This is a genomic window from Pseudomonas sp. efr-133-TYG-103a (assembly GCF_030209235.1).
Taxonomy (GTDB): domain Bacteria; phylum Pseudomonadota; class Gammaproteobacteria; order Pseudomonadales; family Pseudomonadaceae; genus Aquipseudomonas.
The window spans coordinates 152,371-171,590 of sequence record NZ_JARVSK010000013.1 but is presented as its reverse complement, the minus strand read 5'-3'; the positions used below and the strand labels follow the sequence as shown (position 1 = coordinate 171,590).

Below are 19,220 nucleotides of genomic sequence, written 5' to 3'. Positions count from 1 at the left end.
GTAAATCCCGCAAATAAATATGTCGGCGTGATCAGATCGCGTACTTGTGTCGAGTCGCTCACACAGCCGCAGCGAGTATGCCGCAGCCAGTAAGCGTGGTGAAACAGTCTGTTACGACTGTTTCACGTTTTGAGAAATTTACACGAAGCAGAGTGACAGGGGTTCTGCGACGAAGGCGGGCTTGTCCTGACCCTCGATTTCAAGCGTTGCCGTCGCTTTGAGCAACCATTGCCCAGGCTTCTTTTCCGTGACTTCGGTCAGCGCAACTTTTAGACGAACGCGCGAATCGACCTTAACGGGCTGGACGAAGCGCACGCTGTCCAGGCCGTAATTGACCACCATTTTCAAGCCTTCCGGCAGCACCAGCAGCGATTCCATCAACTTGGGGATCAGCGACAGCGACAGGAAGCCGTGGGCGATGGTCGAGCCAAAGGGCGTCTGCGCGGCCTTGACCGGGTCGACGTGAATGAATTGGAAATCGCCGGTTGCCTCGGCGAACAGATTGATTCGTTCCTGATCGATGAGCAGCCACTCGGAACTTCCCAGTTCCTTGCCTTCATAGCTCTTGAGTTCTGCGACGGGTACATAGGGCATCGTTACTCTCCTTGTGAAACGTTGACGTCCTGCGGTTTTGTGTTTTCCGGTTTCTGCGGCTATAGGCTCTTTTATTGCTTGGCTCTGTGGCGGCGTCTGGCGCCTCTTCGGTCGGCGCGCTTGCACATCATCATCGCCTGACGCGATGAAGATCAGCACGCCGCAGGGCTGTGGTCAAGAATCCCAAGGTTTGCGAATGCCGAGCCATAGCTGACGAAACCGCATGCTTATAATGTCGCCGCGAATTTGTGGAGTTCTGTATGTTGCTACGAGGCCTGACCTGGCTTGTGCTGTTCCAATTGGTGGGAACGGCGCTGAATCATTTATTCCTGTCGATACTGCCGGGGCCGATCATCGGCCTGGTGCTGCTGATGATTTACTTGATGATCAGAGGCGAAGTCAGCGAACCCATCAGCCTGGCTGCCAGCAGTCTGCTGCGTTATCTGCCGCTGTTGCTGGTGCCACCTGCCGTCGGCGTGATGGTTTATGCCGACCAGATCGCCGATGACTTCTGGGCCATTGTAGGCTCGCTGGTGCTGTCACTGATGATCTCGCTCACCTTTGCGGGCTGGCTGATGCAGAAACTCATCGATCGCCAGTCCAGCCGCCGGGAGCCGTCATGAGTCTGGATTGGCAAGGCGCATGGCTTTCGGTGATTCATCATCCGCTGTTCGGCATTGCGATCACCTTGGGCGCCTATCAGATCGTGCTCGCCGGTTATGAGAAAACCCGGTGGGTATTCCTGCAACCGGTGCTGGTGTCGATGGTCGTGGTCATTGTCGTGCTGGTGAGTTGCGGGCTGACCTACGTCGAATACCGTAAAAGCACCGACATTCTCAGCATCCTGCTCGGGCCCGCGACGGTTGCGCTGGCAGTGCCGCTTTATCTGAATCTGCGGCGTATTCGTCAGTTGTTCTGGCCGGTCTTGACTACGCTGGTGATTGGCGGCGTGCTGGCAACCGGGTCATGTGTCGCGCTCGGCTGGCTGTTGGGTGCCGACCACATGATCCTGATGACGATGGCGCCCAAGTCAGTGACCTCACCGATTGCCATGCTGGTCGCCGAACAGATAGGTGGTGTTGCAGCGCTGGCAGCGGTTTTTGTGTTGATCACCGGCGTCATCGGCGGCATATTCGGGCCCGGTCTGCTGACCCTGGCGGGCGTGCAGAGTCCGGAAGCTCGCGGCATGGCGCTGGGGCTGACGGCGCACGCAGTGGGCACCTCGGCGGCTTTGCAGGAAGGTGATGAATGCGGCGCCTTCGCGGCGCTGGCGATGAGTCTGATGGGTGTCGCCACGGCGCTGTTTTTGCCGTTGGCGGTGTCTCTGGTTGCTTGAGGGTGGGTTTATGTCGTTGCCGTTGTTTCCGCTGAACGCTGTGCTGTTCCCGGGGTGTGTGCTGGATCTTCAGATCTTCGAGGCACGCTATCTGGACATGATTGGCCGCTGCATGAAACAGGGCGAAGGGTTCGGTGTGGTCTGCATCACTGAAGGCAGCGAGGTGGGTGACGTTCCTGAGGGGTTCTCGCAGATCGGTTGCGAGGCACTGGTCACTGATTTCCAGCAGCAGGACAACGGCCTGTTGGGTATCCGGGTGGTCGGCGGGCGGCGCTTTCGGGTGATCGACGCAGAGTCGCAACGTGACAACCTGCTGCTGGCCGAGGTGGAGTGGCTGGAAGATCCGCAGGAGCAGCCGCTTCAGGAAGAAGACGATGACCTCGTTGCACTTCTGGCGGCCTTGGCCGAGCACCCCATGGTGGCGGCGTTGAACATGGGGCTGACGGCCAGTGGGCAACAGTCGCTGGCCAATCAGTTGGCCTATCTGCTGCCGTTCGCGGAGGAAGACAAGATCGAACTGCTGGAAATAGACGACGCCGAAGAACGCCTCGACGCCATTCAGGATCTGCTCGACGAGATGCAGGGCGACATGCAGGCCTGACACGCCCGACGCCGGCCAAAGGGCGCGGCCTCAATACTGATAGCGAATCAGGCCGTGCCCGAACGAGTGCAGGGCAAATCCGCCCAACAGAGCCACCGTCGCAGGCAGGATCAACCACCAGACGCGAATCGGCAGCGCCGGCAGCGATTGCTTGTTCTGCACGAACGCCAGGCTCGCCGAGCATGTGAAGAACGCCAGCATCATGCCGGCCAGCACGTCGGTCGGCCAGTGAACGCCCAGATACACACGGGACATCGCGATGGCCAGCGCCGGAATTCCCCCCAGCAACAGCCAGGTCAGGCGCAGTCGCACCGGCTGCCCGCGCCCAGCCAGTACGGCCAGCGTCATGAACAAGGCAAACGAGGCGGATGCATGTCCGCTGGGCATGCTGTAAGTGGTCAACGGCTCGGCCAGCACTTCCGGGCGGGCGCGGGCGAAGGTGTATTTCATGCTCTGGTTGACGACCGCGGCGCCCAGCGTAGTTCCTACGGCAAAGATCGCGTGCCGGTATTGGCGAGTGAGCAGCAACAGAATCGCCAGCAACGCAGCGGCACAGAACTGGGTCCGGAAATCCCCCAGGCCGGTGATCATCACGGCGTAATTTTCCGCCGCTTCGCTTCGGCTCGCCTGAACGACGGTCATCAGACCCTGATCGAAATCCGCCAGATACGGCCAGCCAAGAAACACGGCTCCTAACAGAACGAAGCATGTCGCGGCGATCAGTCTGGTCGCATAACGCTTCTGGCGTGTGCTGCTCTGAACGGCGATGCCGAGCAGGATCGCCAGTGCGACACCGACCACTGCTGCCTGCGGCCAGAAGTTTTCCGGCAGCGGCAGGCGGATCGCCGCGCCGGTCGCCCAGCCCGGAAGAATGTACGCCACCGACCAGCCAGCGGCCGCAATCAGGCTGACCCCGGCGAAGCGCACCAACGGCATGTCAAACATGCCGGCGACCATTGGCAGCATGGGCCGCAACGGACCGATGAAGCGCCCGACCAGCAGGCTGGCGATGCCATAACGTTGAAAGTAGGCCTCGGCGCCGCCGATCCACTCCGGATGATGGCGCAGGCCCGGCAGGCGGCGGATGTTCTGATGGAAACGGCGGCCCAGGAAATAAGACACGAAGTCTCCCAGCAAACCGCCCAGGAAACCTAGCAGCAACGCTTCGCTCAACTCCAGGATGCCGCTGCCGGCCAGTGCTGCCACCGCGAACAGTGCGACAGTGCCGGGCACGATGATGCCGGCGATGGCCAGGCACTCGACGAAGGCGATCAGAAAAATGGCGGCGCCAAGCCAGGACGGGTTGGCGCTCAGCCAGGAGGTAACGCTGTCGAGCCATGCACCCATGGGTCAGTTTCCTTGCTCGATGAAAAGGTAATCGCGGCCTTCGACTTGCCCGCGTCTGACAGGGTTCCGTGTGCAGAACCGCGCGTAATCGGCGTCGACGAACCGGTACATCAGGTGTTCATCGCGCCCGGTCGGGATGCCCAGGCGCGTGGTTTGAATGATCCGCGATGGTTGCTGGCCCACGTCTTCGACAAACAACTGCTCTTCATCGAAACGCTTGGCATCCCACATCGGGACCTTCAGCCCGAGCGCCTTGCACAGCAGTGTCTGCCCGGCGCACAGCCGCTGCGGCGTGCGCAGTTGACCGCTGGCGTCGGGATTATTCAGTTGCATCTGCGCCAGGCTGTTTTCATCAGAGAAGGCATCGACCCAGGGATAAGCGGATTTGATCAGTACCGCATTGCCCGGTCCTTCGGCACTGAAATTCAGCGAATCTCCGCCACGGGCGTAGTACATATAAATGTGTCCGCCATCCAGAAACAAAGCCTTACGTTTTTCTGTGTAGCCAAGGGACGCATGGCTGCCTTTTTCCGAGACGTAATAGGCCTCGGTCTCTATGATGCGCGCCGATAGCCATAGCTCACCGACCTTATGGCGGATGACCTTGCCCAGCAGATCGCGGGCAAGCGTCTGGGCATCGCGGTGGAAGAAGCTGTCGGGCAAGGCGCGCGGGGTCTGTCGTGGCATCGCATGCATGATCTTGGAATGAGCGGTGATGATAGCAATGTCGCGCTTAATTGCAGCTGAATGGGCGCGGCGGGAACGGCACTAAATGTGAACGCAGGCTGGCGGCTGAGCTTGATTTCACGGTTTCGTCCAGCAAATCCGGCTTATATCGACCATCCGCCTGTCGCCGCTGTCGTTCAGCCCGCCCGGCAGCTATAATCGGCCGCTTTCCTCTCTGCCAAGACCTCTGAGACCATGACTGAGTCCGTTCTTGACTACATGACCCGCCTGGGTCGCGCCGCCCGTGACGCCTCGCGCGTGATCGGTCGCGCCAGTACCGCGCAGAAAAACCGCGCGCTGGCTGCGACTGCTGCGGCGCTGGATGCCGCCCGGGACGAGCTGACTGCCGCCAACGAGCAGGATCTTGCCGCCGGCCGTGCGAATGGTCTGGAGCCGGCACTGCTCGAGCGTCTGGCCCTGACCCCGGCGCGTATCGACAGCATGATCGCCGGTCTGCGCCAGGTTGCCGGTCTGCCGGATCCAGTGGGCACCATCCGTGACATGAACTTCCAGCCGTCCGGTATTCAGGTCGGCAAGATGCGCGTACCGCTGGGCGTGGTGGGGATCATCTACGAGTCGCGTCCGAACGTGACCATCGATGCGGCCAGTCTTTGCCTGAAATCGGGAAACGCGACCATCCTGCGCGGCGGTTCCGAAGCCATCAACTCCAACCGGGCCATCGCTGCCTGCATTCAGCGCGGCCTGGCCGAAGCTGACCTGCCCGCAGCGGTCGTCCAGGTGGTCGAGACCACCGACCGTGCGGCCGTCGGCGCGTTGATCACCATGCCTGAGTACGTCGACGTCATCGTGCCACGGGGTGGCAAAGGCCTGATCGAGCGCGTCAGTCGCGATGCCCGGGTACCGGTGATCAAGCATCTGGACGGCATCTGCCACGTTTATGTCAGTGCCCACGCCGACCTCGCTGCCGCTCAACGCATCGCTTTCAACGCCAAGACTTATCGCTATGGCATTTGCGGTGCCATGGAAACGCTGCTGGTGGATCAGGCCATTGCGTCTGACTTCTTGCCTCAGATGGCCGCCCAGTTCCGCGAGAAAGGCGTCGAACTGCGTGGCTGCGAGCGCACCCGTCAGTTGATCGATGCCGTTGCCGCCACCGAAGAAGACTGGCACACCGAGTATCTGGCGCCGATCCTGTCGATCCGCGTCGTGACCGGTCTGGATCAGGCGATCGAGCACATCAACCATTACGGCTCGCATCACAGCGACGCCATCGTCTCCGATTCGCAGAGCCAGACGCGCCGCTTTATGGCTGAAGTCGACTCCAGCTCGGTCATGGTTAATGCGCCCACCAGCTTCGCCGACGGATTCGAGTACGGCCTGGGCGCTGAAATCGGTATTTCCACCGACAAGATTCATGCGCGCGGTCCGGTCGGGCTCGAGGGCCTGACGTGCGAGAAATACGTCGTCATTGGCGACGGTCGCCAGTTGCGCGGACAGGGGCCGGCCTGACTTGGCCGATATCGGTCAGCGCCCGGGCAACGGTGCGGGTGCTGTTGCCCAGCCAGCCAGCGATACGGCTCGGGCCAGTGGCAAGCCGAAACGCATCGGCATGCTGGGTGGCACGTTCGATCCGGTGCACATCGGCCATTTGCGCGGCGCGCTTGAAGTCGCCGCGTTGCTTGAACTCGATGAGCTGCGTCTGACGCCCAGCGCCAGACCGCCTCATCGCGACACGCCAAGTGTCTCTGCGCAAGACCGTCTGGCGATGGTCAGTTGCGCGGTGGAAGGCGTGCCGCCCTTGACGGTGGATGATCGCGAGCTGTTGCGCGACAAGCCGTCTTACACCATCGACACGCTGGAATCGATGCGGGCTGAGCTGTCCGCCGATGACCAGCTGTTTTTGTTGCTGGGTTGGGATGCCTTTTGCGGCCTGCCCACCTGGCATCGTTGGGAAGAGTTGCTGGAGCACTGCCATATCGTGGTGCTGCAACGCCCGGACGCCGACAGCGAGTCGCCGGACGCCATGCGTAACCTGCTGGCGGCACGCGCGGTCAGCGATCCGAAGGCCCTGAAAGGGCCTGGCGGACACATTACATTCGTCTGGCAGACGCCGCTTTCGGTGTCTGCCACCCAGATCCGCCAACTGCTGGCCAGCGGGAAGTCGGTACGTTTTCTGGTGCCAGACGCGGTACTGGCCTACATCGAGGCGCACGGACTGTACCGTGCGCCCAATTGAACTGAATGAGTTTTTTATGACAAAGCAAAAACAATCCGTATCCGGCGAAGAGCTGGTTGAACTGACCAAGGCTGCTCTGGAAGACGTCAAGGCACAGGACATCCTGGTCATCGACGTCAAGGACAAGCACAGCCTGACCGACTACATGGTGATCGCCACCGGTACGTCCAACCGTCAGATCAACGCGATGCTGGACAAGGTCCGCGAAAACGTCAAAGCCAAGGGCGCACAGCCGCTGGGCGAAGAAGGCAAAGGCGAAAGCGACTGGGTTCTGCTGGACCTGGGCGACGTGATCGTGCACATGATGACCGCCGCCGCTCGCCAGTTCTACGACCTGGAACGTCTGTGGCAAGGCGCTGAGCAGAGCCGTGCCGCCAGCGGTGCCCATCACACCCCGGGCAACGAATAAGGGCTCATTGTGCGTCTGCGTCTGATTGCTGTCGGTTCACGCATGCCCAAGTGGGTGGAAGAGGGTTGGCATGAGTATGCCAAGCGTCTGCCATCCGAACTGGCGCTGGAACTGGTAGAGATTCCGCTCAACACCCGTGGCAAGAACGCCGACGTGGCACGCCTGATTCGTCAGGAAGGCGAGGCCATGCTGGCCAAAGTGCAGCCGGGCGAGCGGATCGTCACGCTTGAAGTGCAGGGTAAACCATGGAGCACCGAGCAACTGGCGGGCGAGCTCGATCGCTGGCGTCTGGATTCGCGAACCGTGAATCTGATGGTCGGCGGTCCCGAAGGGCTCGCGCCGGAAGTCTGTGCCCGTGCCGAGCAGCGTTGGTCGTTGTCGCCGTTGACGTTGCCGCACCCGCTGGTGCGCATTCTGATCGGTGAACAGATTTATCGTGCCTGGACAGTGTTGTCCGGTCACCCTTATCACAAGTAGCGCTGCTGCCTTCACTGTGAACACGCCCTAAATGTCTCAGCCGATTCGCCTGAAAGACCACGAAAAGGACGCACGCCTGGTGCGCAGCCGCGTCGTGGTCGGCGCAGTCGCGGTGATCGTGCTGATCTGCGTGTTGGTGGCGCGGCTGTACTTCCTGCAGGTCATCCAGTACGACTATCACTCGACCCTCTCGGAGAACAACCGCGTCCACGTGCAGCCGATTCCGCCGAGTCGCGGGCTGATCTTCGATCGTAACGGCGTGGTGATCGCCGACAACCGGCCCAGCTTCAACCTGAGCATGACCCGCGAACGCTCGGGCGGCGACTGGGCCCAGGTGCTCGATACGATCATCGAAGTGCTCGAGCTGACGCCTGATGACCGGATCATCTTCGAAAAGCGCATGAAACAAGGGCGTCGCCCGTTTGAACCGGTGCCAATCCTGTTCGAGCTGACCGAGGAGCAGATCGCCCGGATCGCCGTCAACCAGTTCCGCCTGCCCGGCGTTGAAGTGGTGGCGCAACTGATTCGCCATTACCCGCAGGGCGCGCATTTTGCGCACTCCGTGGGCTACATGGGGCGAATCAACGAGAAAGAGCTGAAAAGCCTCGATCCCGTGAATTACAGCGGCACCCATCACATGGGCAAGACCGGCATCGAGCGCTTCTACGAACCTGAACTGCATGGTCAGGTCGGCTACGAAGAGGTCGAGACCAACGCCCGCGGGCGTGTTTTGCGCGTGTTGAAGCGTACTGACCCGGTGCCGGGCAAAGACATCGTTCTGAGCCTTGATATCCAGTTGCAGGAGGCCGCCGAGGTCGCGCTGGGCGGACGCCGTGGCGCGGTGGTCGCCCTGGACCCGAACACCGGCGAAGTGCTGGCGATGGTCAGTCAGCCGAGTTTCGACCCCAATCTGTTCGTGACCGGTATCAGCTTCAAGGCCTATTCCGAGCTGCGTGACTCGGTCGATCGGCCGCTGTTCAACCGTATTCTGCGGGGTTTGTATCCGCCGGGCTCGACCATCAAGCCTGCGGTGGCGATTGCCGGTCTGGACACCGGTGTCGTGACGGCCAGCACCCGCGTGTTCGACCCCGGCTATTACATGCTGCCGAACTACGATCACAAATACCGTAACTGGAACCGCACCGGCGATGGCTGGGTCGACCTGGACACCGCGATCATGCGTTCCAACGACACCTACTTCTACGACCTGGCGCACAAGGTCGGCATTGATCGGCTGTCTTCCTACCTGAACAAGTTCGGCATCGGGCAGAAAGTGTCGCTGGACATGTTCGAAGAATCTCCCGGCCTGATGCCTTCCCGCGACTGGAAGCGCATTACCCGGCGTCAGGCGTGGTTCCCGGGTGAAACCCTCATCCTCGGCATCGGCCAGGGCTATATGCAGGCCACGCCTTTGCAACTGGCTCAGGCCACTGCGCTGGTGGCGAACAAGGGCAAGTGGAACCGGCCGCATCTGGCCCAGACCATCGAAGGACAAAAGCCGGTGGACGAAAACCCGATGCCGGACATCGTGCTGCGCGACCCGTCCGACTGGGGCAAGGTCAATCACGGCATGCAACAGGTGATGCACGGCGCACGCGGCACGGCGCGCAAGGCAGCGATCGGTGCTCAGTACCGGATTGCAGGAAAGAGCGGTACCGCACAGGTCGTGGCCATTCGCCAAGGCGAGAAGTACGACCGCTCCAAAGTGCAGGAGCGCCATCGTGACCACGCCTTGTTCGTCGGCTTCGCGCCGGCCGATAACCCCAAAATCGTGGTGGCTGTGATGATCGAGAACGGCGAGTCCGGTTCCGGTGCCGCAGCGCCTGTGGTGCGTCAGGTCATGGACGCCTGGCTGCTGGGCCCGGATGGCCGTCTGAAACCCGAATACGCCAGTAATACATTGCCTCCGGAGACCGCGGCCCGTGAAGAGTAATTTCGACCGCATCCTCTCCAGCGAAGACGTGATGCGCCGTCGCGCGACCTTTCTGCAGAAAATTCACGTCGATGGCCCTTTGCTCATCCTGTTGCTGACGCTGGCGGCTGGCAGCCTGTTCGTCCTTTATTCGGCGAGCGGCAAGAGCTGGGATCTGCTGATCAAGCAGGCCACGTCGTTCGGCATCGGCCTGGTTTCCATGTTCGTCATTGCGCAACTTGAACCGCGCTTCATGGCGCGCTGGGTTCCGGTGGCCTATGTGCTGGGCGTTCTGCTGCTGGTGGCGGTCGACGTGATGGGCCACAACGCCATGGGTGCGACGCGCTGGATCAACATTCCCGGGGTGATCCGTTTCCAGCCGTCCGAATTCATGAAGATCATCATGCCGGCGACCATCGCCTGGTACCTGTCCAAACGCACGCTGCCGCCCCATCTCAAGCACGTCGCCGTGAGTCTGGGGCTGATCGGCCTGCCATTCATTCTGATCGTCCGCCAGCCCGATCTTGGGACTTCGCTGCTGATCCTGGCGTCCGGGACCTTCGTGCTGTTCATGGCCGGCCTGCGCTGGCGCTGGATCATCGGCGTGATCGCGGCCGCCGTGCCGGTAGCGGTGGGCATGTGGTTCTTCTTCATGCACGACTATCAGAAGCAGCGGATCCTGACCTTCCTCGATCCGGAAAGCGATCCGCTGGGCACCGGGTGGAACATCATTCAGTCCAAGGCGGCGATCGGCTCGGGCGGCGTGTTCGGCAAAGGCTGGCTGCTGGGCACCCAGTCGCATCTGGATTTTCTTCCGGAAAGCCACACCGACTTCATCATCGCGGTCCTTGGCGAGGAGTTCGGGCTGGTCGGCATCTGCGCGCTGTTGCTGATCTACCTGTTGCTGATCGGTCGCGGGCTGGTCATCACGGCCCAGGCGCAGACGCTTTACGGCAAGTTGCTGGCAGGCAGCCTGACCATGACATTTTTTGTTTATGTTTTCGTCAACATCGGTATGGTCAGCGGGCTGCTTCCGGTGGTGGGAGTGCCGCTGCCCTTCATTAGCTACGGCGGAACTTCGCTCGTGACGCTGCTGTCAGCGTTTGGGGTTTTGATGTCGATCCATACCCATCGCAAGTGGATCGCTCAGGTTTGATTAAGGTGAAGAACTCAATGCAAGTAGTGCGTGGCTGGGCTGCTCGATATGCGCCGCTGGTCGGTCTGATGGGCATCCTCGGTTCAGTGCAGGAGTCGCTTGCCGGTGACTATGAAGGCTCTCCTCAAGTCGCCGAGTTCGTGGGTGAGATGACCCGAGATTACGGTTTCGCCGGCGAACAGTTGATTGAAGTTTTTCGGGATGTCCAGCGCAAGCAGTCCATTCTCGACGCTATTTCAAGGCCTGCCGAGCGGGTCAAGACGTGGAAGGATTACCGGCCGATGTTCCTGACCGACGCACGTATTGCGGGGGGCGTGGATTTCTGGCGGCAGCATGAGGCGGCCCTCGCGCGCGCCGAGCAGGAATACGGCGTGCCGGCGCAAGTCATTGTCGCGATCATCGGGGTTGAGACGTTTTTCGGCCGTAATACTGGCAATTACCGCGTAATCGATGCGTTATCGACGCTGAGTTTCGATTACCCAGCGCGCGCCGAGTTCTTCCGCAAGGAGCTGCGCGAGTTTCTCCTGCTGTCGCGGGAGGAGCAGGTCGATCCACTGACGCTCAAGGGGTCATACGCAGGGGCGATGGGGCTTCCGCAGTTCATGCCGAGCAGTTTCCGGGCGTACGCGGTCGACTTCGACGGCGACGGCCACATCAACATCTGGAACGATCCGGACGATGCGATTGGCAGCGTCGCCAGTTATTTCAAACGCCATGGCTGGGTGGCGGGTGAGCCTGTCGTCAGTCGTGCCAGTGTGCGTGGCGACCGGGTGGACGAGGGGCTGAGCCCCGGAATCGAACCGGTGAAGACGGTCGGGGAGTTGCGGGGCCTGGGCTGGGCAAGTCATGATGCGCTGCGCGATGATATGCCGGTCACGGCTTTTCGCCTGGATGGCGACAACGGCCCTGAATACTGGATGGGTTTGAAGAATTTTTACGCAATCACGCGTTACAACCGCAGCGTGATGTACGCAATGGCCGTGCATCAGCTGTCTGAACTGCTTGTTCAAGCTCGGGACGTCAAGTAATGCGGTCATTGCCGATCCAACAACCATTGAAACTGATGGCCTTCGCGGCACTGACATTGCTCGTTGTCAGTTGCTCCACCAGTCGCCCGACGACACAGCAGGGCAATGTCATCCGCGCCCAGCCGGGGCTGGATATCAACAGGGCACATAAGGATGGTGCGCCATGGTGGGATGTCGATGTTTCGCGCATTCCGGACGCCATTCCGACCCTGCACACCGGCCCGTACAAGGCCAACCCGTACACGGTGCTCGGCAAGACCTACTTCCCGCTCAGCGATTCGAAGGCATATGTCGCCACGGGTACGGCGTCCTGGTACGGGACCAAGTTCCATGGCCAGAACACGGCCAACGGGGAAGTGTATGACCTGTACGGCATGAGCGCGGCGCACAAGACGCTGCCGCTGCCCAGCTATGTGCGCGTCACCAATCTGGACAACAGCCGCAGCGTGATCCTGCGGGTCAATGATCGCGGGCCGTTCTATTCCGATCGCATCATCGACCTGTCCTACGCTGCCGCGAAGAAGCTCGGTTACGCTGAGATCGGTACCGCGCGCGTGAAAGTCGAAGGCATCGACCCAGCCCAGTACTGGGCGCAACGCGGCAAGCCCGCGCCATTGATGCTCGATCAGCCGCAAGTGGCCAGCAGTAACCCGCCACCGCCTCAGCAACAGGCCGCGGCACCCGTGATCACCGCCTCTGCCGGCACCATCGAACAATGGACGCCACCGCCGCAACAGCACGCCGCGCCGGTTTCGCCAGTACCGATCGATGCAAAAAAAAACGCTTCCGGACAGCCGTCTGGGCTGTTTCTCCAAGTGGGAGCCTTCGCCAACCCGGACGCTGCGGAACTGCTGAGGTCCAAGCTGAGCGGGATGGTTCGGGCGCCGGTGTTCGTGAGTTCGATCGCACGCAATCAACAGACGCTTTATCGCGTGCGGATGGGACCGGTCGACACGCCGGGTGAAGCCCAACAACTGCAAAACAGCGTAAGGTCGGCCAATCTGGGTTCGCCGAGCGTCGTAACGTCGGATCAGTGATCGGTCCTCGGCAACGAGGTCCAGTCAACGCTGCCTGACCGACGACTTGCCGCCAGAGCGAGCGTTGTCAGCAGCTTTTCACGGGGCGTTCTGTAGAATGTGAGCCCGTTTGCCGGGGTAGCCCGGCACCACCGCTTTGCCCGCAAGGGCATGTTTGCCCATTAGCATTTTCGAGAGACGGATGAACATCACCACCTTTGCAAAACGCCTTTGCCTGCTTATCCCGCTATTCACCGCGCCTGCCGTGTTCGCGGCAGAACAGATGACGCCATCGCCACCGCAACTGGCTGCCAAGGCTTATGTGCTGATGGATGCCAACAGCGGCAACGTTCTGGTCGAAAACAATGGTGACCAGCGCCTGCCACCGGCAAGCCTGACCAAGCTGATGACGGCTTACATCGCCACGCTGGAAATCCGTCGTGGCCAGATCGGCGAAAACGATCCGGTGACCATCAGCGAGAACGCCTGGCGTACCGGCGGTTCGCGGATGTTCATCAAGGTCGGCAGCCAGGTGACCGTCAGCGACCTGCTGCACGGCATCATCATTCAGTCGGGTAACGACGCCAGCGTCGCGGTCTCCGAGCACATCGCCGGCAGCGAAGACGCGTTCGCCGACCTCATGAACAAGACCGCTGGCGACCTGGGCATGGTCAACAGCCACTTCATGAACCCGACCGGCCTGCCGAACCCTGATCACTACTCCACAGCCCACGACATGGCGCTGCTGGCTCGCGCGATCATCCACGAAGACCCTGCTCACTACGCGATCTACTCGCAGAAGGAGTTCTTCTGGAACGGCATCAAACAGCCGAACCGTAACCTGCTGCTGTGGCGCGACAAAACGGTCGACGGCCTGAAAACCGGTCACACCGAAGAAGCAGGCTACTGCATGGTGTCCTCGGCCGTGCGTGATGGCATGCGCCTGATCGCCGTGGTGTTCGGCACTAACAGCGAACAGGCTCGTGCTGCCGAGACCCAGAAGTTGCTGACCTACGGCTTCCGTTTCTTCGAAACCCAGACCTTCTATCAGAAAGGCACCGAGCTGGCTCAGGCCCCGGTCTGGAAAGGCGCAGAGCATCAGGTCAAAGCCGGTCTGGCCGAAGACCTGACGATGACTATGCCTAAAGGCGAATTGAAAAAGCTCGCCGCCAGCATGACCATGAACCCCAAGCTGGTTGCGCCGATCGCCAAGGGCGATGTCATTGGCCAGGTGGAAGTCAAGCTGGACGACAAAGTGGTGCATAGCGCTAATCTGATCGCTATGGATGCAGTCGAGGAGGGTGGTATCTTCCGCCGCCTGTGGGATAGCATCCGCATGTTCTTCTACGGTCTGTTCAACTGATCACCGATTGATCGATTATTGAACACTCAATGATCGACGCTCCGTACGCCCCTGCCGCGACTGCGGCAGGGACTGTCCGTTTTCCGGCTTACGAGGCCGTCACTGCCATGACAGATTCCGAAGCAAAAGCGCCAAAAATCGAATTCCCCTGCAACGACTATCCGATCAAGGTGATCGGCGACACCGGTGTGGGTTTCAAAGACAAAGTGATCGAGATCGTCACCAAACACGCGAAGATCAACGATGAGAAGGTAGCCGAGCGCCAGAGCAGCAACGGTAAATACACCACCTTGCAGCTGCACATCGTCGCCACCGGTCAGGATCAGCTTTACGATATCAACAGCGAGCTACGCGCCACCGGCATCGTGCACATGGTGCTCTGATGGACGCGCGTCTGGGCTTTCGCGATCTCGGACTGATCGACTACGAGCCCACCTGGCAGGCCATGCAGCGCTTTACCGACGGCCGCGATCGCAACGCCGCCGACGAAGTGTGGCTGGTTCAGCATCCGCCAGTCTTCACACAGGGGCAGTCCGGTAAACCCGAGCATTTGCTGTTGCCGGGCGATATTCCGGTGGTACAGGTCGATCGCGGTGGCCAAGTGACTTATCATGGCCCCGGTCAACTGGTGGCCTACCTGATGCTGGATGTGCGTCGCCTGGGGTTCGGTGTACGTGAACTGGTGACGCGGATCGAGCACAGCCTGATCGATCTGCTGGCCAGTTATGGCGTCACCGCTGCCGCCAAACCTGAAGCGCCGGGGGTTTATGTTCAGGGTGCGAAGATCGCATCGCTGGGCCTCCGGATTCGCAACGGCTGTTCGTTTCACGGCCTTGCGTTGAACGTCGACATGGATCTGGACCCTTTTAAACGGATAAATCCCTGCGGGTATGCGGGCCTGGCGATGACCCAGCTTCGCGAGCACGCAGGACCGATTGAATTTGCCGAGGTTAGTGCCCGGCTGCGTGCGCAGCTCGTCAAACACCTCGACTACGCTGAGCAGACGACCCTAACGGGCGGAATCGATTGATATGACTACTGCGCATGAGACGGCAGACGCCGTGCAAACCCTGATCCCGACAGTGAATGTGGTGACGCCTGAGCGTGCTGCACGGCCGAAAGTTGAAGCGGGCGTGAAGCTGCGTGGCGCGGAAAAAGTGGCGCGCATCCCGGTGAAGATCATCCCGACGGTTGAACTGCCGAAGAAGCCGGACTGGATCCGTGTCCGCATCCCGGTTTCCCCTGAAGTCGACCGCATCAAGGCGTTGCTGCGTAAGCACAAGCTGCACAGCGTGTGCGAAGAAGCGTCTTGCCCGAACCTGGGTGAGTGCTTCTCTGGCGGTACCGCGACGTTCATGATCATGGGTGACATCTGCACCCGTCGTTGCCCGTTCTGCGACGTCGGCCATGGCCGTCCGAAGCCTCTTGATGTCGACGAGCCGAAAAACCTCGCCGTTGCCATCGCCGACCTCAAGCTCAAGTACGTGGTGATCACCTCGGTGGACCGCGACGACCTGCGCGACGGTGGTGCTCAGCACTTTGCCGATTGCATCCGTGAAATCCGCGAGCTGTCGCCGAACGTGCAGCTGGAAACGCTGGTGCCCGATTATCGCGGCCGCATGGACATCGCGCTGGAAATCACCGCTGCCACGCCGCCAGACGTGTTCAACCACAACCTGGAAACCGTGCCGCGTCTCTACAAGGCCGCGCGTCCGGGTTCGGATTATCAGTGGTCGCTGACGCTGCTCAAGCGCTTCAAGGAAATGGTCCCTCACGTGCCAACCAAATCCGGCCTGATGCTGGGCCTGGGTGAGACTGACGAGGAAGTCATCGAAGTGATGCATCGCATGCGCGAGCACAACATCGACATGCTGACCCTGGGCCAGTACTTGCAGCCATCGCGCAACCACTTGCCGGTTCAACGCTTCGTCCACCCGGACACGTTTGCCTGGTTTGCCGAAGAAGGCTACAAGATGGGCTTCAAGAACGTCGCGTCGGGCCCGCTGGTTCGTTCGTCGTATCACGCCGACGAGCAAGCCAAGCTGACCAAGTCGTTGCTCACTGCGGGCTGATCGCCAGCGTTAACGACGTTAAGACAAAGGGGCCGGATAGCAATATCCGGCCCCTTTTTTATAGAGGTCGCGTGCTTGTAGGAGCGCGCTTGCCCGCGATCAAACCATTACGCGGCATGGCAGGCAAACCGCGTTGTATCAATCGCGGGCAAGCGCGCTCCTACAGAGGCTTTACTGCCCGCGTAGCCTGTTCAGCAGCTCTTGCGTCGGATAGCCATCCGCTGGCCAGCCGAATGACTGCTGTGCGCTGCGAATCGCCTTACGGGTATTCGCGCCGATGATCCCGTCCGGGGCGCCTGCGTCGTACTGACGGGCTGACAGCAGTGTCTGCAGCTCGATACGCTCAGAGCGACTCAATGGACGGTCGCCACGAGGCCAGTTGCCGGTCACGTACCCACCGCCGCTGAAACGCTCGGACAGCAGGCTCACGCCCAGCGCGTAAGACGACGAGTTGTTGTATTTCAGAATCGCCCGGAAATTGTCCATCACCAGAAACGCCGGGCCCTTGTAGCCCGCCGGTAGCAGTAATGCTGCCTGTTGTTGCTGGAGATAAGCAGGCAGCGTCGAACCGTTTGCGAGCTTCAGACCCATCTGCTGCCATTCGGCAATGGTCTTGCGGGTGGACGCGTCAGCCAGAGCGTAGTCGAAGCCTGGATTGAGTTGAACCTCGAACCCCCACGGCTGGCCCTTTTGCCAGCCGGAGCTTTGCAAGTAGTGAGCAGTCGAGGCGAGCGCATCGGTCGGCGAGTTCCAGATGTCGCGACGGCCGTCACCATCAAAATCCACCGCGTGCGTGTTGTAGGTGGTCGGGATGAATTGCGTCTGCCCCATCGCGCCGGCCCAGGAACCCAGCATGCTTGGCGCGTCGATATCGCCGTGCTGAATGATCTGCAGAGCGGCGATCAACTGGTCCTGTGCGAATTGCGGACGACGACCCTCATACGCCAGCGTTGCCAGCGAACGGATGACCGACTGCGTCCCCTGGAACTGACCGAAGCTGCTCTCCATACCCCAGACCGCGACCAAGGCCTGACGATCGACGCCGTAGCGTTGCTCGATGGCTGTCAGCGCGTCTGCGTATTGCGCCAGCAGCGCCTGACCCTTGCGTACGCGCACGGCTGACATGGCGCTGTCCAGGTATTCCCACACTGGGCGGGTGAATTCCGGCTGGCTGCGGTCGGCCTTCACAACGCTCATGTCAGGCGTGACGCCGGCAAAAGCGTTGTCGAACACCTCAGGACGAACGCCCGCGCTCAACGCCTGCGCACGAAACATGCTCTGCCATTCGCTGAAACTCATGGCGGGCTGGATTTCGAAATTGTTGTCGTCCGGCTGCGCCACGGCGTTGGAGGCCGCGGGCACATTTTTGGAGACTTGTGGCGCGGAAGCGGATTGAAGCGGGGTAGCCACTGCAGCGGTAGGCTGTTCGGCGCAGGCAACCAGTATGAAGAAGCTAGAGGCAGCGATCAGTTGGCGTACAGGCCAACGACGGGGAAAGCTAAAGGGCATTCTGGGGTCCACAGGTATAAACCGTAAGGTGCAGACCTTAACATGCCGGCCCTGTTGGCGGGGCGTTGCGTAGGTAATGTCGCTCGACGGGTGGGCGATTTTTTTTAAGTTTTTGTATCGCGTCCCGCAACGCAGCCGTCGTCAACTGTCATTTCTGACAGTAGACGATTAACAAAAATCAAAACTAAACTTCAATTACGCCGAATGTTTGAGTTTTAACGCCGGCATTATAGGCACCATGGCGGTGTAATCCGGTGCTACCAAACGGAGTGGGGCATGGAGGCTGTGATATGTTTGCTGAAAAAAACGTCAGGCTATTGTTGGTTATTGTTTTATCCGGATGCAGTTCACCTGATGTAACGACTTCCAATTCTGCAGATTCCGGAACTACGCTTGCGAGTGTGCAGAAAGCAACCATCAAATCCGGTTCGTCGGTAGCTCTGGCTTTAAGTACACGTTATGCCGATACACGCGAAAACTGCGGTAAGGAATCGATGCCCGCCTTCTTATGCTCAGGCGTAATCCTAAGAGGTACGGAAGCATCCACCCAATACGACTCATGGAACCCAAGCCCTACTGCCATCCGGGTGGGCGGAGTCTCATTCTCCTATATCAGATCAGATTACAATATCAGGCGGCTGGCTTTCGATTATTCGCATGGTTATATTTTGATGCCTGTTCTGGATACTCCAAGCACTAAATATCAAATGGAGATTCTTTGTTTTTTTCCTGTCGATGGTGCGTCTGATAATCGCTCAGAATCTGGTTGCGGACCTACTGCTACCTATCCAGTAGACAGCGTACCCTGTGGTAGACAAGGGATTACCACAGGCGAACAATGGCGCGATCACTTTAACCGACATCCGACCGTTTATCAGTGGCGTTGTGGGTTTGATGTTCGTGACGATATAGACGCTGTCGCGGGACGTAATTTCTACCAGGGACTTCATGGTGGGCGTCTGGTATCCCCGAATTCGTTCAATACACCTAACGACTTAAAGGTAAAAGTCTGGCCACAAAATATTCCGGGCGAGCTTCCTATTGAAGCATTTATGTACACACTTCCTGCTGGGCTGGCGGGCGCGCAGTACGATCAGAAGCGTTTTTATTCCTTGACGAATATTGCTCTGCCCATCATTTCGGTAAAACTTCCAGCCGCCCAGACTGGGTCAGCAACTTTTACTTACATGCCGACCGACCAAGTCATCTTGATTCCATGACATGTGACACACGACTCTTGCGTTTTTTAAGCGGCCATAACGGAAGAAGCCTCCCAGTTTTTCGACTGGAAGGCTTCGCGGCGGTAGCTGCCTTTGCCCTTGGCGGGTTGTTCCTGACGGCTGCGGAACAGTGGCTGGGCGATGATGGATTTGGCCTTGTTCGGCCGTTTCTTTGGCTTGCTCATGGCGGATGCTCTCTTGGTGAGGGATGAAACGGGGCAGATCTTGCGTCAGGTCGAGGCCGGGGTCTAATTGAT

At 60.0% G+C, this 19,220-nt stretch carries 21 protein-coding genes; 16 read left to right on the top strand and 5 right to left on the bottom strand.

The window, feature by feature from the left end; translation table 11 throughout:
• Nucleotides 1-138: 138 nt before the first annotated feature.
• Nucleotides 139-594: a MaoC family dehydratase gene (locus QRN36_RS12180; protein WP_285424299.1), complete on the bottom strand. Its 456-nt coding sequence runs from the start codon at nt 592-594 to the stop codon at nt 139-141.
• 260 nt (nt 595-854) lie between these two features.
• Between QRN36_RS12180 and QRN36_RS12175 the strand changes: the two genes are divergently transcribed.
• Genes QRN36_RS12175 through QRN36_RS12165 form a run of 3 tightly spaced genes read left to right on the top strand, consistent with a single transcriptional unit; the run spans nt 855 to nt 2,531 of the window.
• Complete coding sequence (locus tag QRN36_RS12175; RefSeq protein ID WP_093469056.1) at nt 855-1,217, top strand: CidA/LrgA family protein; 363 nt, start codon at nt 855-857, stop codon at nt 1,215-1,217.
• Nucleotides 1,214-1,930: an LrgB family protein gene (locus QRN36_RS12170; protein WP_093469059.1), complete on the top strand. Its 717-nt coding sequence runs from the start codon at nt 1,214-1,216 to the stop codon at nt 1,928-1,930. The genes QRN36_RS12175 and QRN36_RS12170 overlap by 4 nt, the downstream gene beginning before the upstream one ends.
• Before the next feature lie 10 nt (nt 1,931-1,940).
• On the top strand, nt 1,941-2,531 hold the full coding sequence (locus tag QRN36_RS12165; protein WP_093469062.1) for an LON peptidase substrate-binding domain-containing protein: 591 nt from the start codon (nt 1,941-1,943) through the stop codon (nt 2,529-2,531).
• A gap of 30 nt (nt 2,532-2,561) precedes the next feature.
• On the opposite strand, the gene QRN36_RS12160 is transcribed toward QRN36_RS12165, so the two are convergent.
• Entirely contained in the window at nt 2,562-3,878 is a 1,317-nt protein-coding gene (locus QRN36_RS12160; RefSeq protein ID WP_285424298.1) for a bifunctional DedA family/phosphatase PAP2 family protein, read from the bottom strand.
• A gap of 3 nt (nt 3,879-3,881) precedes the next feature.
• The gene (locus QRN36_RS12155; RefSeq protein WP_373568738.1) at nt 3,882-4,574 is read right to left on the bottom strand and encodes a DNA-3-methyladenine glycosylase; all 693 of its coding nucleotides are present in this window, start codon (nt 4,572-4,574) and stop codon (nt 3,882-3,884) included.
• Between the two features lie 225 nt (nt 4,575-4,799).
• Between QRN36_RS12155 and QRN36_RS12150 the strand changes: the two genes are divergently transcribed.
• From QRN36_RS12150 to lipA, 12 genes are all read left to right on the top strand, one after another.
• Nucleotides 4,800-6,074, top strand: a complete 1,275-nt coding sequence (locus QRN36_RS12150) for a glutamate-5-semialdehyde dehydrogenase (protein ID WP_285424296.1) — start codon at nt 4,800-4,802, stop codon at nt 6,072-6,074.
• A gap of 94 nt (nt 6,075-6,168) precedes the next feature.
• Entirely contained in the window at nt 6,169-6,801 is a 633-nt protein-coding gene (nadD, locus tag QRN36_RS12145) for a nicotinate-nucleotide adenylyltransferase (protein ID WP_218147278.1), read from the top strand.
• Nucleotides 6,802-6,817: 16 nt separating this feature from the next.
• Nucleotides 6,818-7,210: a ribosome silencing factor gene (gene rsfS / locus QRN36_RS12140; RefSeq protein ID WP_093469071.1), complete on the top strand. Its 393-nt coding sequence runs from the start codon at nt 6,818-6,820 to the stop codon at nt 7,208-7,210.
• A gap of 9 nt (nt 7,211-7,219) precedes the next feature.
• Nucleotides 7,220-7,687, top strand: a complete 468-nt coding sequence (rlmH, locus tag QRN36_RS12135) for a 23S rRNA (pseudouridine(1915)-N(3))-methyltransferase RlmH (protein ID WP_093469074.1) — start codon at nt 7,220-7,222, stop codon at nt 7,685-7,687.
• A 31-nt stretch (nt 7,688-7,718) separates the two neighbouring features.
• Nucleotides 7,719-9,620, top strand: a complete 1,902-nt coding sequence (mrdA, locus tag QRN36_RS12130) for a penicillin-binding protein 2 (RefSeq protein ID WP_285424295.1) — start codon at nt 7,719-7,721, stop codon at nt 9,618-9,620.
• A 31-nt stretch (nt 9,621-9,651) separates the two neighbouring features.
• Entirely contained in the window at nt 9,652-10,755 is a 1,104-nt protein-coding gene (gene rodA, locus QRN36_RS12125) for a rod shape-determining protein RodA (RefSeq protein ID WP_177182227.1), read from the top strand.
• Nucleotides 10,756-10,772: 17 nt separating this feature from the next.
• Nucleotides 10,773-11,783: a lytic murein transglycosylase B gene (gene mltB, locus QRN36_RS12120; RefSeq protein ID WP_285424294.1), complete on the top strand. Its 1,011-nt coding sequence runs from the start codon at nt 10,773-10,775 to the stop codon at nt 11,781-11,783.
• The gene (locus QRN36_RS12115) at nt 11,783-12,820 is read left to right on the top strand and encodes a septal ring lytic transglycosylase RlpA family protein (protein ID WP_285424293.1); all 1,038 of its coding nucleotides are present in this window, start codon (nt 11,783-11,785) and stop codon (nt 12,818-12,820) included. The genes mltB and QRN36_RS12115 overlap by 1 nt, the downstream gene beginning before the upstream one ends.
• Nucleotides 12,821-13,001: 181 nt before the next feature.
• The gene (locus QRN36_RS12110) at nt 13,002-14,162 is read left to right on the top strand and encodes a D-alanyl-D-alanine carboxypeptidase family protein (protein WP_093469089.1); all 1,161 of its coding nucleotides are present in this window, start codon (nt 13,002-13,004) and stop codon (nt 14,160-14,162) included.
• Between the two features lie 107 nt (nt 14,163-14,269).
• The gene (locus tag QRN36_RS12105) at nt 14,270-14,545 is read left to right on the top strand and encodes a DUF493 domain-containing protein (protein WP_285424291.1); all 276 of its coding nucleotides are present in this window, start codon (nt 14,270-14,272) and stop codon (nt 14,543-14,545) included.
• Nucleotides 14,545-15,192 carry a lipoyl(octanoyl) transferase LipB gene (gene lipB, locus QRN36_RS12100; protein ID WP_285424290.1) on the top strand — a complete coding sequence of 216 codons (648 nt, stop codon included), beginning with the start codon at nt 14,545-14,547 and terminating at the stop codon, nt 15,190-15,192. The genes QRN36_RS12105 and lipB overlap by 1 nt, the downstream gene beginning before the upstream one ends.
• A gap of 1 nt (nt 15,193) precedes the next feature.
• Complete coding sequence (gene lipA / locus QRN36_RS12095) at nt 15,194-16,234, top strand: lipoyl synthase (RefSeq protein WP_285424289.1); 1,041 nt, start codon at nt 15,194-15,196, stop codon at nt 16,232-16,234.
• Between the two features lie 171 nt (nt 16,235-16,405).
• Here lipA and QRN36_RS12090 read toward each other — a convergent pair whose 3' ends face one another.
• Nucleotides 16,406-17,743 (bottom strand): lytic murein transglycosylase, encoded by a 1,338-nt coding sequence (locus tag QRN36_RS12090; RefSeq protein ID WP_285424288.1) that lies wholly within the window; start codon nt 17,741-17,743, stop codon nt 16,406-16,408.
• A 290-nt stretch (nt 17,744-18,033) separates the two neighbouring features.
• Between QRN36_RS12090 and QRN36_RS12085 the strand changes: the two genes are divergently transcribed.
• Nucleotides 18,034-18,963, top strand: coding sequence for a halovibrin HvnA (locus QRN36_RS12085; RefSeq protein ID WP_285424287.1), 930 nt, complete (start codon nt 18,034-18,036; stop codon nt 18,961-18,963).
• 26 nt (nt 18,964-18,989) lie between these two features.
• On the opposite strand, the gene arfA is transcribed toward QRN36_RS12085, so the two are convergent.
• Nucleotides 18,990-19,148, bottom strand: coding sequence for an alternative ribosome rescue factor ArfA (arfA, locus tag QRN36_RS12080; RefSeq protein ID WP_062384898.1), 159 nt, complete (start codon nt 19,146-19,148; stop codon nt 18,990-18,992).
• Nucleotides 19,149-19,220 lie beyond the last annotated feature (72 nt).

What these genes read in the sequence shown, in the direction of transcription:
- QRN36_RS12110 (WP_093469089.1), top strand. Translation starts at nt 13,002, where the DNA reads ATGAACATCACCACCTTTGCAAAACGCCTTTGCCTGCTTATCCCGCTA.
- QRN36_RS12085 (WP_285424287.1), top strand. Translation starts at nt 18,034, where the DNA reads ATGTTTGCTGAAAAAAACGTCAGGCTATTGTTGGTTATTGTTTTATCC.
- lipA (WP_285424289.1), top strand. Translation starts at nt 15,194, where the DNA reads ATGACTACTGCGCATGAGACGGCAGACGCCGTGCAAACCCTGATCCCG.
- rodA (WP_177182227.1), top strand. Translation starts at nt 9,652, where the DNA reads ATGCGCCGTCGCGCGACCTTTCTGCAGAAAATTCACGTCGATGGCCCT.
- QRN36_RS12160 (WP_285424298.1), bottom strand. Translation starts at nt 3,878, where the DNA reads ATGGGTGCATGGCTCGACAGCGTTACCTCCTGGCTGAGCGCCAACCCG.
- QRN36_RS12180 (WP_285424299.1), bottom strand. Translation starts at nt 594, where the DNA reads ATGCCCTATGTACCCGTCGCAGAACTCAAGAGCTATGAAGGCAAGGAA.
- QRN36_RS12175 (WP_093469056.1), top strand. Translation starts at nt 855, where the DNA reads ATGTTGCTACGAGGCCTGACCTGGCTTGTGCTGTTCCAATTGGTGGGA.
- QRN36_RS12115 (WP_285424293.1), top strand. Translation starts at nt 11,783, where the DNA reads ATGCGGTCATTGCCGATCCAACAACCATTGAAACTGATGGCCTTCGCG.
- rsfS (WP_093469071.1), top strand. Translation starts at nt 6,818, where the DNA reads ATGACAAAGCAAAAACAATCCGTATCCGGCGAAGAGCTGGTTGAACTG.
- QRN36_RS12150 (WP_285424296.1), top strand. Translation starts at nt 4,800, where the DNA reads ATGACTGAGTCCGTTCTTGACTACATGACCCGCCTGGGTCGCGCCGCC.
- mltB (WP_285424294.1), top strand. Translation starts at nt 10,773, where the DNA reads ATGCAAGTAGTGCGTGGCTGGGCTGCTCGATATGCGCCGCTGGTCGGT.
- QRN36_RS12105 (WP_285424291.1), top strand. Translation starts at nt 14,270, where the DNA reads ATGACAGATTCCGAAGCAAAAGCGCCAAAAATCGAATTCCCCTGCAAC.
- arfA (WP_062384898.1), bottom strand. Translation starts at nt 19,148, where the DNA reads ATGAGCAAGCCAAAGAAACGGCCGAACAAGGCCAAATCCATCATCGCC.
- QRN36_RS12155 (WP_373568738.1), bottom strand. Translation starts at nt 4,574, where the DNA reads ATGCATGCGATGCCACGACAGACCCCGCGCGCCTTGCCCGACAGCTTC.
- QRN36_RS12165 (WP_093469062.1), top strand. Translation starts at nt 1,941, where the DNA reads ATGTCGTTGCCGTTGTTTCCGCTGAACGCTGTGCTGTTCCCGGGGTGT.
- QRN36_RS12090 (WP_285424288.1), bottom strand. Translation starts at nt 17,743, where the DNA reads ATGCCCTTTAGCTTTCCCCGTCGTTGGCCTGTACGCCAACTGATCGCT.
- QRN36_RS12170 (WP_093469059.1), top strand. Translation starts at nt 1,214, where the DNA reads ATGAGTCTGGATTGGCAAGGCGCATGGCTTTCGGTGATTCATCATCCG.
- lipB (WP_285424290.1), top strand. Translation starts at nt 14,545, where the DNA reads ATGGACGCGCGTCTGGGCTTTCGCGATCTCGGACTGATCGACTACGAG.
- mrdA (WP_285424295.1), top strand. Translation starts at nt 7,719, where the DNA reads ATGTCTCAGCCGATTCGCCTGAAAGACCACGAAAAGGACGCACGCCTG.